Source organism: Pseudomonas sp. GW823-FHT01D03 (assembly GCF_058798255.1).
This window is the reverse complement of the sequence record NZ_JBXAKK010000001.1, coordinates 1638740-1653247: the sequence shown is the minus strand read 5'-3', so window position 1 is coordinate 1653247 and position 14508 is coordinate 1638740. Positions and strand designations below refer to the sequence as shown.

At 58.2% G+C, this 14508-nt stretch carries 3 protein-coding genes; 2 read left to right on the top strand and 1 reads right to left on the bottom strand.

What is annotated here, in order from left to right; translation table 11 throughout:
• Window positions 1-2: 2 nt before the first annotated feature.
• Window positions 3-12935: a hemagglutinin repeat-containing protein gene (locus AC1RBR_RS07375; protein ID WP_492563662.1), complete on the bottom strand. Its 12933-nt coding sequence runs from the start codon at window positions 12933-12935 to the stop codon at window positions 3-5.
• A 444-nt stretch (window positions 12936-13379) separates the two neighbouring features.
• Between AC1RBR_RS07375 and AC1RBR_RS07370 the strand changes: the two genes are divergently transcribed.
• Entirely contained in the window at window positions 13380-13655 is a 276-nt protein-coding gene (locus AC1RBR_RS07370) for a hypothetical protein (RefSeq protein WP_115987797.1), read from the top strand.
• A gap of 261 nt (window positions 13656-13916) precedes the next feature.
• Window positions 13917-14501 carry a papain-like cysteine protease family protein gene (locus AC1RBR_RS07365; RefSeq protein ID WP_492563660.1) on the top strand — a complete coding sequence of 195 codons (585 nt, stop codon included), beginning with the start codon at window positions 13917-13919 and terminating at the stop codon, window positions 14499-14501.
• Window positions 14502-14508 lie beyond the last annotated feature (7 nt).

The following is a 14508-nucleotide window of genomic DNA, read 5'->3' as shown; positions in this document are numbered from 1 at the left end:
CGCTACCTCCTGAAATCGTTCGGATCTAGTTTGGAGGCATACTCCAACATTTGTTTTATTCCTTCATCATATTTATTGCCAAACTTACTTCTGATGTCGTTGATATCCATCTGAATAGCGTCCATCAGGCGACCCTCTTCGAGCAGCGCTTGCTGCTTGTCCCGATAAGCCTTGGCTTCTTCGGAACGACCAAAACTCGCGGTGTTTTTGTGATCCTCTGGATCCATCTTGATGGCAGGACCATCACGACTGCTGATTGGCGCGCCTTTGTAGCATTTCTGAGCAGGACAATGGTGCGAGTCCAGCCCGTCGTTTACTGGCTTGCTGGTGTCTTTGTGCGGACCGCCCAATACATCTGCCGGATCCTTTTTGACGACGGCAACCGTTCTCGTGACGGCCTTCATCCCAATGGACTTGAATTCCCCAAGTACCGCATCGATCAGGAAACGGGTAGCGACAACATACCCATCACCATCGTATTTGTATTCCTCATTACCCCCTTCGTGCTCTTGTTTGGCAGTCTCGTGGAGCTTCGTCAGGTCCTCCTCTTTCTCACCCAGTAATTTCGCGGCCAACTTGATGGCTGCCAGATCTTTCAGTTCGTCGATTTTGTCGCCATACGCGGCGTTGAGTAATCCATTGGCGGTCATGCTCAACAGAAACTTCATCGGCCCCATGACTGCCTGTACAGCAATAACGGTGGCCTGAATTTTCTCGGTCGGCATATCCTTCGTGAGATCAATCAAGTCCAGAACTTGATTCAATGCCAACTGACCATGAGTGATCAGGTTTGCGGGAACCGGAATAGGCGGCAGCGTCATTGTTCCGGGTTTGTCTGGGCCGCTTGACGGATCAGCCGTCATTTGTGGGCAGGTGTTGTTTGCGGTGCAGCTTTCTACCAGCTTTTCGTAATCAGCCGCTTGTTTCGCGAACTCGGACAGCCCTTTCAAAACTGTCTCAGGCAATGATTTTATCTGGTTGGGATCAAGCCCTTGTCGAACGAAGTTCTTGGTGACTGCCAGAGCGCGCTCTTTACCCAACTCAGTGATCAGCGTTGGAGAAACATCATCAATGTCAACAAGCTGAGCATTGATCGCCTGATTCAGGTTTTGCAGAAAGCTGGCGCCCGCTTTGGCTTGATCGAGCATGTTCTTCTTGAAGTTGATGACGTTATCGCCCCAACGCTCAAGCGTCTCCAGCGGATGGCTAACGGCATCAATCGAGGAACTGCTCGCATACAGCGTCGTGCGATGTTCTTCATCCCTGGTGATTTCATACGCCTTGTTCACATCACGATTAAGACCTGCCGTGGAATCCTGCCCGGTAGTCTTGTCGTTACGTACAACAATCTGCCCCTCGCCCACCGTGGCGTTCAACGTCTGCTGGCGATCCTTGTCATATTTGTAGCCTTCAACTGCCCAGCTATTTTTGCTCTCGCCTTCCATGCCTTTGTTTGGCTTGTCGGCCTGGGAGCCACCGCCACCGCCATAGCTGCCACTGACATTAAGGTAGTACCCGTGCTCGTTATCCTTACCGGTGATGTTGCGGTAGCCGAGGGTGTCGGTGTCGAGTTTCAGATTTCCGTTGTCGGCGCTGATTACCGAACCATCGAGTTGCGTATGTTTTTCGGTACGGATGTCGACTTTGCTTTTGCCACTGATAACCGTCTGGTTGTCGACCCAGTTGGTTTTGCCGTTGGTTTCGCCATAACCCAAAGAACCACTGACCGTTGCACCGAAGCTGACCGCAACCGTCAGGCTGGCATCGAACTCCTTGCCTTCGACCTTGCCGGTGTTGGGTACCGAGGTCACGGTCAGGTTGCGACCCACATCACCGATGACCTCGTCGCCGCGCAGAGTCGCGCCAGCAATCGTGGTATCACGGCCGCTTTCGAAGCCCAGTTTGTTTCCGGCATACAGATAGGCTTCTTGCTGCTTGACGCCTTCCCGGTTGAGATCGCCAATGCCCACATTTGCCGAACCATAAATCCCGAAGCCGTCCTGGCCCGCGATGATGCCGCCCTCCGCGCCCCAACTGCGCCGATCATGCGAACTCTCGTAGGCGTTTTGCGCCGAGAGAATATTCAGATCGTTACCGGCCTTGAGTGAAATATCCCGCTCGGCGGTGGCCCGGGTGCCGATCAGCGTCAGGTCGTTTTTCGCGTCAAGGTTGATGCTGCCACCGGCGTTCAACTGAGTTGCCGTCGAGGTGCCCTGCGTGGATTTGTCTGCAGTGCCGGCATTGCTGACACCTACGCCCAGTTTGAAGCCGCCGGTGGTGCCCCCTTTGACGCCGCCCTTGCTCTGGGTTGAATGCCCGTCGCTGCTTTCTGAACCGTGCGCGACATCAAAGGTAATGTCTTTGCCTTTGACGTTGATGTCACGGCCGGCATTGAACTGGCTACCGCTAACGTTGACGTTGTTGCCGGCGTCCAGCGAGATGTCATTGCCTGCAGAAAGTGTCGACGGACGTTGAGTAACCGACGTTTGAGTCTGGTTTGAACTGACGCTCGATCCACCGATATGGCCGTCAAATTTCGGCCCACTGAAAAACTGATCCAGCGTATCAACCGACTTCAGAACACTTGAGCCCTTGCTGACCCCGTCCTCACCTTTGCCAGTGCCTTTGAGGCCATCCATCGTATTGCCGATGTTGTAGGCCGTGGTCACGGTGATGCCGTTGCGCTTGATGCTGTCACGGATGGTGACTTCGCTGGCCTCCTCCTTGGCATCGATGTTGATGTCGCGATCGGCCTTGAGGCGGATGTTGTTCTCCGCCGTCAAGTCCGAGCCTTGCTGATTGATGTCACGACCGGCGTTTACGGTGATGTTAATCCCCGCATCGATGGAACTGCCCGCAGCGGTGTAGCCCTTGCTGTTGACACCATGTTGAATGGTTTCACTACCGGCGAAGGTGGTGAAAGCATTGCTGTCGATGGTCTGTTTGATACCAACGGTCTTGTCTGTCTCCCAGCTGCTGCTGCGCTGGTTGTCGATGGACGCGACCACGTTGACGTCGCGACCCGCGTCGAGCGAAACATTGTTGTCGGCACTGATGCCGCTACCAATGACATTGATGTCACGCGACGCATTGAGAATGGCATCGTGCCCGGCATTGACCTGGCTACCGATACTCTCGGAGCTGACAACTTCCCGTCCTCCATTGTGGGAGGTGGCGAAAGTCATGTCCGCGCCAAAGCCCGGCGTTCCGGCAGCCCAACCGATTGCGTCCTTCAGCGAAAGGCCCAGTTTCTTTTTGTACTCTTCGGCACGGCTGTAGGCCTGATCATCGGCGGAAGACAGGGTGATATCGCCTTCCTTGTCCACCAGGCCAGCGTGTAGTTCAGCGTCGTTTTTGGCGTTGACTTCACTGGCGTTCAGGCGAACATCACGCCCGGCGAGAACCACCGTATCGTGACCAGCGTTCAACTCACTGCCGACCTGGGTAACCGATGTCTGCAAATGACTGCTGCCACTTTTGGACATGCCGAATAGGCCGGTTTTGGTTTTTTTGCTGTAACTGCCCGACTCCTCCGTAGCGGAAAGCACCGCGACATCGTTGGTCGCACCGACAAACAGATCATTACCGGCCTTCATCTGGCTACCGATGATGGTAACGTTACGACCGCCATCAAGACTGAGGTCGCCGTCTTTACGCCTTGAGACGTTGACGGTCAGATCACGGCCCGCGTCGATCACTGACGCGACGTTTTCACTTTCATAGCTTTCTGTCTGGGTCGTCTTGCTTCGACCAAAAGAGCCTTTTTTCTTCCTGTAGTAGTAAGCGGAACTCTCGTCCTTGGCCGAGGCGACAGTAATATCCTGTACTGCGTCGAGGCTGACATCATCTTCGGCCTTGATCCGGCTGGCGATAATCCCAAGATCGTTACCTGCCTTCAGGGCAATGTCGCGCCCGGAATTTAAAACCGACGACTGTTGAGTAATGCTGTGGGTTTCGTTCGCGCGCTTCTTGCTGCGCGAGACGTAGTCACTCTCGTCGGCCGCCGAAGTGATGACAATGTCATGGCCTGAGTCGACGCTGATATCCCGCTTGGCATCCAGCCGACTGGCCACGATCGCCACATCCCGATCGGCACTGATCGACAGATCCCTTCCGGACGTCACTTCAGCGCCGTGCTGGGTAATGGTCTGATTCAGGAAGTTGCTGCCACGTGAATCCGTGCGGCGATCCTGAACCGAGGTGATGTTCACGTCGCGATCGGCATCAAGCGTCATGTCCCCACCGCTTTTCAGCACACCGCCGATATTGCTGATATCACGCCCGGCATTGATCGTCAGATCATTGGCCGCTTCGATCCGTGCCGCGTTGTTCAGGACGTCGCGGTGCTGCAGCGTGCCGCCATAGTTGGTGTCGTAGCCATAAACATCGCGCTGGTTGATCACGTCACCGTTGGTGGCCGTCAGACTGACGTCCTTGCCCGAAATAACGCCGCCGCCCTTGTTGACGATGTTGTTGCCAGCCTTGAGCGTCAGACGCTCACCGGCTTCGATCAAACCGCTGTTGGTGAGGTTGTTGCCGGCTTCGGCCGACAGGTTGTTCGAGGCGCGAAGCGTGCCGGCGTTATTGAGGTCCGCACCGGCGATCAGGGTCACGTCACCGCCCTGGATCAATGCGCCGTTGGGTGCCAGGCGGTTATTCGCCTGGGCGAGGTAAAGCACCGGCACCAGCACCCTCTCACCGTTCACTTCGTGCTCTTCGAGCCAGACGATGTCGTGGGTCAATGCCGCCACTTGTTGCGCCGTCAATGTCACGCCCATCGACAGGTTGAGTTCATTCTTGCTGGCGACAGCATTGTTCATCAGGTACTTGAACATCGCTTCGTCGGAGGTCTGGCCGTCGATGAAACGTTGACCGGTGCGGGCAACGACAGCCTGCTGGACCAGGCGCTGTTCAAACAGGCCATCGCCCAGACGCTTGGCGCTGTTGTCCGGGTCGTACCCCAGTTTGTCGAGCAGATAGTCCGAGCTCATGAACTGCTTGAGATCGGTGAGTGCCGGGTTGGCCTCGATCAGGTATTTGTGCGGATTGGAGCGCACGCTGGTGTCAGGCAAGCCTTGGACGCGCGGAACGTTGAATGAGGCGCTTCCCCGATTGGGTAACAGCACGCCGACCGGACCATCACCCGCGGCTGCGTTGACGTTGATCACGGCCGTCTTGTCGTTGAGGTTCAACGATGGGCGACTGGCCAACGCCAGTTCACGGTTTTTCACCGAGACCGGATCGTTTTTGTCGAACTGCAAGTCAGTGGCGTGCCTGACCGGCATGCCATCGGAGCGCTCTGTAGTACTTGCGGCTATGGAACCAATCGTCCAGTCCTTGCCGGCAACCACCGCTTGTTCCGTGCCGCCCTTGCCACTGAGACGGAACAGGCCATTGTCACCGGTCGGCAGCGTGAAGCCTGGCAGTGCCAGCGGGTTGACCTGTTGTTGCGCCAGATCCGGTGGCAACTGCGGGTTCAAGAAAACCACCGTCGGTTTGGCCGCGTTTTTCACCCCGGTATCGGCACCGCCCTTAGTGGTGCCGTCAAAGTTTGTATAGGGGTTCAGGTTGCCGTTGTTGATGGTGGTCTTGGCGTTGATCTGTACCGCTTGTCCGGCCTGAATGATCGAAGGAACACTGCCGCCGCCGTTGGTGAAAACCCGGTCATCGCGCTGCTTCACGCCTGCCAGAATCTGTGCCGGCACTGCGACCTCGGGCCCGATGCCGAACTTGGTGTTGACCTTGTTGAGCAACTGCTTGTTCAGTGCCTGGTAATCCCAATGCATCCCGCCCTTGTCAGGCTCGTGCCAGCTATCAATATAGTCATATTGATTTTTTGAGTTTCGGTCGGCATAAGCCTGCAGGTCCGTGCTGACCCAGCTCGATTGGGGTTTGTTTGGAAGCCCGCCGAGTTTGTAGGTGCGCATCCGTGTAAAGGTGCCCGACTGCAAGCCGAAATTATCGAAGCTATCAACGTCGAGGGTGATGTTCTTGCCCGCGGAAATCAGCGACGCCGTGTTGGTGAAGGCCCCGACATTCGCAGTCAGATTGCCAGCCACCGAGAGCGACGATTGCGGCCCGGTGATCTTCGAGGTCGACTCAAAGTTTTCGTTGACGTAGAACGTGGTACCGCTGAACGTAATGTCGCCCGAGAGAAATTTCTCCTCGCCAATCACACCTTCAGTCTTGTTATTGAAACTGTTGGCCGACAGCGAAAAATCACCGTCCACATTGATTGAAGCCGCGAGGTTGTTGACGCTGTTTGCCCGACCGCCAGCCATACCGGCAATCGTCAGGTTGCCAATGCTGTAAACGTCCCCGGTCTGATTGGTGAAATCATTGACCAGCAGATTCATGTTGCCGCCGCTGAAGACCAGCCCGTGGTCGTTCACCAGGCTAGCCGTCCTGATCGTCAGGTCCTGCGCGGCACCCAGCGTACCGGTGTTGCTCACGGCGCCTGCATTGATCGTCATGGCATTGTTGGAAGTCAGTCGACCTCCGGCATTGTTCAACAGCCCGCCAATGTTGAAGTTACCCTGCCCGCCACTGCCGATGCTGGCGACGCTGGTGAGGCCCAGTTGCGCCGCGTTGAAGGTCATGTCACCCAAGCTGCTGACACGACCATTCCCGCCGTAAGTCCCGCCTATCTGGAAGTCCATGCCACCATCACTGGCGATCAAACCCTCGTTGGTCCAGTTGCCGCCACGCGCCACCAACAGGTTCGACGCCAGCAACTGCCCGCTAGCGGTCTGCACAAAATTGCCGACATTGACGGTCAACCGCCCAGCCTGAATCACACTGCTGTTGGTCCAGCTGTCCGCGTTCAGCGTCAGGCCGCCGAGGGTCACCAGCGAGCCGCCGGCGTTCATGACGTTGGCGGTCGAGATGCCGAATTCGCCGACGCCGACATGGGTGATCGAGCCGCCGGCATTGAGCAGGCTCGGCGTGGCGAGATTGAAGTCGTTGTTGGCGGTTTCCACCAGACCGTTGCGGTTATCGAACTGGCTGCCGATCTGGAAATCGGTTTTGCCGCCAGCGCCGAGCGCGCGCAGTTTGCCGCCCTGGTTGTCGAGGTTGGCGGCACGAACCGCCAGTGTGCCGGCACTTTCAATCAGGCCGCTGCGGTTAGCCAGGTTGCCGTCGACACCCAGCTCGATGCTGCTGCCGCTGATCTGGCCATTGTTGTTGCTCATCAGGCCGGCGATGGTTTTCACCACGCCTTTGGCATAGATTCCGCCGCCGCTGTTGTCGAGGGTGTTGCCGCCGGCGTTGAGCAGGATATTGCCGGTGTTGGCGGCGATCCGTCCGCCGTCGCTGTAAATGCCGCCGAGTGCTTGCAGGTCGAGGCGGCTGCCTTCGATCTTGCCGCCCTGGCCGTTGCGCAACACGCCGCTCAGGCGGGTTTGCAGCAGGCCGTTGAGACTTGAGAGCACACCGCCACGGCTGTCGAGGCTGGCGGCGGTGAGGTTGAGATTGCCGCTCTGGGCAATGATTTTGCCGCCCTGGTTGTCGATCGCACCGTTACCGGTGTTCACGGTCAGCGCGGTCATGCTTTGCACCGCGCCCTTAGCATTGTTCAGTGCGGCGGCAGTGAGGGTCACGCCGGCGTCGCGGCTCGACAGCAGACCATCGGCATCGTTGCGCAACGTTCCACTAACGGTGAGATCCAGTTGGCTGTTGGCCGAGACGGTGCCGCGTTGGCTGTTGTTCAGATCGCCGCTGGTGAGCAGGCTCAGCAGGGTCTGACTGATCAACTGGCCGCCCTGGTTATCGATGCTGGTGGCGCGTTTGATCAACAGCGCTCCCGTGCTGCCGAGTGCGCCGTTGACGTTGGTCAGGGCGCCGAGCAAATCGAGGGTGACACTGTCGTCACCGACCAGACTGCCGCTGGTGTTGTTCAGTGGCCCGCCGGTGAAGGTCAGGGCTTTTTTCGCCATGACGTTGCCGGAGGTGTTGTTCAGGCTGGCTGCGCGGATATCGAGGGCGTCGCCACTTTTGATCAGACCACCCGAAGCGTTGCTGATCGCGCCGCCGGTCATGGTCAGGGTTTGTTTGCCGTCACTGCTGACCGTGCCGGCGCTGTTGTCCAGACTGGCGGCCGTGATGGTCACTTCGCCGAGACCACCGATGCCACCCTTGCTGTGGTTGAGCAGCGCGCCGCTGAGGTCGATGTTGACATTGCCGAGTTGGCTGGAGATCGCGCCTTCCAGGCTGTTGTCGAGGGTGCCGCCGCTGAGGCTCACCTTTTTCCAGCCGGAGAGCAGACCGCTCTGGTTTTTCAGATCCGCCGCAGTAATGGTCAGTTGATCGTTGCTGATCAAGTTGCCGCCACGGTTGTCCAGGCTGTTGCCTTTGAGGCTGAAGCTGTTGACGCTGGAAATCTCGCCCTGCTGGTTATTCAGGTTGCGCAGCGTATCGATGCTCAGCACGCCTTTGCTGTTGATCACACCGTTCTGGTTATTCAGGTCACGCAGGTGGGCGATGCTCAGCAAACCCTTGCTGCTGATCACACCGTCCTGGTTATTTAGATCCTGGGCGGTGGTGCCCAGATCCATCGTCAGGCCTGAGACGCCCACCAGCGTGCCGCCCTGATTGTTCAGGCCGGTGCTGTTGAGGGTCAGTTGTTGCGCGGCCTTGATGCTGCCCTTGTTCTGGTTGTTCAGCAGACCAGCGACCTTGACCTCGATATCGCTGTCACTGAGCAAAACACCTTCGCCGCTGTTATCCAGACTCGCCGCGCGAACCTGCAGCGCCGCCGCCGCGATCTTGCCTTTGATCGAGGTCAGCGCGTTGTCGATCTGCAGGGTGAGTTTCTGATTGCTCAGCAGTTGGCCGCCGCTGTTGTCCAGCGACTTGGCGATCAGTTCAAAAGCCTGCTCGCTGGAAATCTCGCCGCCACGGTTGTTCACGTCAGCCAGATTCTTCAACGACAACTGACCCGGCGCACTGATGACGCCGCCCTGGTTGTTCAACGTGCCGCCGTTCAGATCGACACTGACATCAGCATTGCTGCTGAACAGCTTGCCGCCCTGCTGATCGAGACCACGAACATTGGCCACCAGCGAATTGGCCGCGCCGAGACTGCCGGCGGTGTTGGTCACCTGGCCGGCCGTGATGTGCAATTGATCGGCGGAGTAAATGCTGGCCTGGCTGTTGTTGAGGTCGCCGGTGGTGATGCTCAGTTTGCCTTTGCCACTGATCGCGCCTTTTTGCTGATTATCCAGCGCGCTGCTGTTGAGCGTCAGGTCGGTGTCGGTCAGCAGTTTGCCGCCCTGGTTGCTGACGGCGCCGCGAGTGTCGATGGTCAGCGCGTTGGCGCTGGAAACCGTGCCGCCATTGTTATTGAGACTTTGCGCGGTGATCGCCAAAGCGCCTTCGTTGACGAGGCTGCCCTGTGCGTTGTTCAGATCCGCAGAGAGGTTGATCGCAAGATCTTTCTGGCTGGTCAGACGTCCGCTGTTTTCCAGGGTCTTGCCCGTCAGGGTCAGGCCGCTGTCACCGGACAGCAGCCCCTTGTTGCGGTTGATGACTTCATTAACCGTCAGCGCCAGATTGCCGCCGGCGAGCATGTAGCCGCTGTCGCTGTTGTCGAGCCAGGCGCCGATCAGGCTCACATCAGCCTTGCTCGACAGCTCGCCGCTCCGGTTGTCGATACGGTCGACGTTGAGGTTCAGCGCTTTTGTTGAACCGATGAGGCCTTCCTGACGGTTATCCAGGCTGGCGGCCGTGATCGTCAGGCCGTTGTCAGCGATGACCACACCGTTCTGGTTATCGAACATTCCGGTGACGCTGAAATCGACATCACCCCGCACGCGAATGTCGCCGCTGTTGTTGTTCAGACTGTCGCTGCGACTGTCGAGGCTGGCGGAAGCAATCACCCCTTTGACGTTGCTCAGGGCGCGGTCGATGACCAGGGTGAGCTTTTCATTGCTGAGCAACTTGCCGCCGTCGTTGTTCAGGCTTTGCGCATTGAGGCTCCAGGCCTTGGCAGCGGAAATTTCACCGGCGCTGTTGTCGACGTCCTTGAGGTTTTTCAGCAGCAACTGGCCCGGCGTATGGATATTGCCGCGCTGGTTATTGAGCAGACCGTTGTTCATGTCCAGGGTCAGGTCGCCGTTGCTGAACAGCTCGCCGCCGTCCTGTTCCAGCGAGGTCAGTGAAGCCTGAAGTTTCTGCTGGCTACCGATGGTGCCCCCGGAGTTGTCCAGGTGCCCGGCGGTCAACAACAGCGAGCCATCGGTGGCGATGCTGCCGCTCTGAAGGTTTTTCAACTCGCCGGTGGTCAGCGTCGAATCGGCCTTGGCGCTGATGATGCCGTTGGCGCTGTTATCCAGGCTGCCACTTTTGAAGGTCAGGCCTTTCTGCGAGACGATCAGGCCGCCCTGGCTCAGTACCGCGCCGGTAGCGGTCAGCGCCATTGCTTCAAGGCTCGACAGTTTGCCCAGGCGATTGTCGAGGCTGCCGGCGGTGAGGATCATTTGCCCTTCACTGCTGATCAGGCCTTGCTGGTTATCCATCGCGCCGTCGAAGGTCAGCCCCAGACTGTTCTGACTGACGATCCGCCCAGCGACGTTATTCAACCCGGTGCCGCTCAGGGTGCTCGCGCCCTTGCTGAATATCAGGCCGTTGCTGGCGTTGATGATCTGCGCGACTTTCGCCTCCAACGTAGTGTCGGACAACACTTTGCCGCCTTCACTGTTGTCCAGGCGCGCCCCGTTGATGTGCAAGTCCTGCTGGCTGGAGAGCGAGCCGCCGCGATTGTCGATCTGGTCGACGTTGACCGTCAGGGTCTTGAGCGATCCGACGAGACCGTCCTGATGGTTCTGCAGCGCCTTGCCAGTCAGCAACAGATTGCCTTCGGCGACCAATTCACCGCCCTGCTGCTTCAGGCTGTCGATGTTGGCGTCGACATCGTCCTTGCCGGAAATCCGTCCGCCATCGTTGGTGACATTGTTGGCCTTGAGGCTCAGCAAACCGGTCGAGGTGAGCAGACCGCCATTGCGGTTGTCCAGCGTGTTGCCCTCGAACGTCAGCGTTGTCTTGCTTTCAACGCGGCCCTTGTCGCCGTTATCCAGTTCACTGATCAGCAGTTTCGCCGCCTGATCAGCGCGAATCGTGCCACCGCGGTTGTCCGTATTGGCGCTGGTAACCGTCAGGGTGTTGAGGCTGGAAATCTTGCCGGCGCGGTTATCCAGGCGCGTGGCCTGCACGTCCATGGCGCCGTTGGCCTGGATCAGGCCTTTGTCCTGGTTGTCCAGGCGATCGCTGATGCGCGTGTTCAGCGTGCCTTCACTGGTCAACTGGCCTTGCTGGCTATTGTCGAATTGCTGTGCGCGCAGGGTCAGCGCTTGTCTGGCGCCGATCCGGCCGCCGTTGCTGTTGTTGATCGCGCCGAGGGCGGTGATGTCGAGCAACTGCCCGGCGCTCATCACACCGGCGACGTTATCCAGCGAAGTGACCGTCAGCACTGCGTCGGTCTGGCCGCTGAGTTCGCCATTGCGGTTGATCAATTGACCGATGTTGCCGGTCAGTCTGGTCTGGCTGTTGATCACGCCTTTGTTGTTCAGCAATTGAGCGGCATTCAGATTCATCGTGCCGCCGCTCAGTACGCGCCCGCTATTGCGGTTGTCCAGGGTGCCCGCCGTGATCGCCGTGATTTGTCCGCTGAGGGTGCCGCCCTGGTTGCTCAGGGTTTGCGCAGTGCTGACTGTCAGATTGCGGCCGGCGATGAGGCTCTTGCCAGTGTTGTCGAGGTTTTGCGCACTCAGGCTCAGATCACCGTTGCCGTTGCGGCTGCCATCGGCGTTGACCCCGGCTTCGATGACACCGCCGTTGGTCAATTGCCCACCGGCACTCAGAGCAATACTGTCGCGGGCCGCGAGGGTTTGCCGGTTGGTCAGATTGCCTTGGGTCTGCACGTTCAATGTCGTGCCGGCATACACCGGCCCGCGCGCATCGAGGCTGGCCGCCTTGACGTTGACCGCACCGGTCGCCGAGGTATCGGCCAGACTCAACTGCCCGTTGGCATCGAGCTGGATATCGCCACCACTGGCGATCAGTTTGCCGTCGAGTTTCACCCCGACCCCGGCCTCGGTGCCAACCAGTTTGATCGCCCCGGCGTACATCCCGCCGAGTGCCGAGGAGTCAATCGCCAGTTGCGGTTTGGCGCTGCCATCATCGGCGCGGGCCGTGGCGTTCAAGGTCTGTGCGTTGACGTCGTTGCGCCCGGCAACAATCGTCAGATTTTGCGCCTGGAGCTCAGCGTTGATTTTGGCGCTGCGGGTGATGATTTCGAAGCGGTCGACGTTGCTCGCGTTAAGCCCGGCGCCTTCAATGGCCACAGAACCCTGATCAACCTGAAAACGATCCAGCCGCCCCGCGCCATCCAGCACCGGTTTGCCGGTGGTCAGCGTCACGCGCGGCGCGTTGATGAAGCCGCAACCGTTGCAAGTGATGCCATACGGGTTGGCAACAATCACCCGCGCCGACTGCCCCGCCACTTCGGTGTAACCACGCAACTGGCTCGGGTTGCCGCTGATGACTTCGTTGAGAATTGCTTGCGCCGAACCGCTGTTTTTCAGGTTCGGGTTGCCAATGATGTGCCCGGCTAACTGGGTGTTCGAGGTCTGTGCCGAGCCGTTGTTGAGGATGACGCCCTGCGCGCCCACGTTGTAATCGTGGAACTGGTTATGCGACAGGCCGCTGCCGTTAGGCGTGGCGATGTTGATGATCGGCACGCCATTGCCGGCCCGATCCAGCGCGGTGTTCGGGTTGGCCACTACAATGCCGTCGGCCTGCGCCCACATCGGCTGCCAGAACATCACGTTCGCCAGCAGGAACGCCAGCCCGCGCTTGGGCATGCCCAGAAACGACTCACGGGTTTTCACGTCAGCAGAAGGCTGACCAGCGAGGAAGGCGTATTGGCGAACGTCCATGTTTAAGCTCTCGTTGCGACAGGCGAATGAGGTCTGGGTAATCAACAGGCAAAGCGATCCCTGCCTGGCAAAACACGGGGCCAGGTGAGAGAACAAGCAAAAAGGGGGATAAATGCGCGCCTCGGTCAGAACGTCCAAAGCGTGGCAAAAACGATCGCAGAACCGCTGGCGAATAGTTTGTTCGATCCCTCGAAATCACAATTTGATATCAATGTGATGGCGCGATGGTAGATTGCCATCATTCTGGCGTCAATAAGCCGTGCAGCGTCTTTTTACGCAACCTCTCTAGCCCACGGCTTTTCCTCAAGAAGCCTACTTTTCAGGGGAGATCGCGACCGCTCGGTCACTCAAATTGTGCGAGTCAAAAACACTGGAACTGAACTTTTCACCGCCCTAAACCCTCCACCGATTAACCCGCCTTAACCGGAACGGAGGCCCGCCCCCATGAAAACCATGCTCAAGCTCACCCTCGCCGCCACCCTCGCCTGCGCCCTGCCGGTCTGGGCCTGTACACCGGAAGAAGCCACCGCAAAACGTGAACAACTGGCCAAGGAAGTGGCCAAGCTCACCGAACAGAATCCGGCCAAGGCCAAGGAGATCAACGCCGAGTTGCAAAAAATGGATCTGGGCACGGCCAGTGCCGATCTGCCGGACAAGTGCCAGTTGATTGATCAGCGGTTGAAGGAATTGGGCACGGCCGAGAAAAAAGCCGAGAGCTAAAAGCAACATCAAAAGATCGCAGCCTGCGGCAGCTCCTGCACCGATCCCTGTAGGAGCTGCCGCAGGCTGCGATCTTTTGATCTTAAAAATGCATTTGTGCATTTATTTTCTTGCATAAACGCATATCCAGACTAAGGTTACATCGAGCAAGGAGATCGGCACCGTTCATCGCAGATGAAAACCGTTACCACCGATCGCTCGGCAATACCGCAACACAATCACAAGCTGGACGCTTGTTTTCATTCATGGAGGACTGAAAAAATGTTAACCACTCAAGCAACATCGTTCACCGGCGAGAGCCTGCCAAGGTGCCTCGTCGGCCACCTGCTCGACCCGCAACTGGTCGAGGTTCAAGCCACTGCGCAAACGGCGGCACTGGCCGCTGCCAACCTTAACTTCACGATGCAGAAACAGACTCAGACCAATTGGTGCTGGGCCGCTGTTTCCGCTTCGGTCGGCAATTATTACGGCACTGGAAACTGGACCCAGTGCGGCGTCGCCAGCACCCAACTGGACCGCAATTGCTGCAACCAGCCGGGGCCGTGCAACGTTTATGGCTACCTGGATTCGGCCCTGCAAACCACTCGCAGTTACAACGGGATGAATCAGGGTTCACTGCAGATGTCGGCCATTCAGAACCAGATCAACATGGGCCGCCCGGTCGGCTTGCGCTGTGCCTGGTACGGGGGTGGCGCACACTTCCTGGCGATCTACGGCACCAACGGCAACTACGTGCTGATCGCCGACTCGATCTACGGTTACTCGACCCGCGCGCTGAACTCATTCCCCGGTTCGTACAACGGCGGCGGCAACTGGACTCACACTTATTTCACCGCAAAAAACTAGGAGGGCG

Coding starts and splice junctions, on each gene's coding strand:
- AC1RBR_RS07370 (WP_115987797.1), top strand. CDS start 13,380: ATGAAAACCATGCTCAAGCTCACCCTCGCCGCCACCCTCGCCTGCGCC.
- AC1RBR_RS07365 (WP_492563660.1), top strand. CDS start 13,917: ATGTTAACCACTCAAGCAACATCGTTCACCGGCGAGAGCCTGCCAAGG.
- AC1RBR_RS07375 (WP_492563662.1), bottom strand. CDS start 12,935: ATGGACGTTCGCCAATACGCCTTCCTCGCTGGTCAGCCTTCTGCTGAC.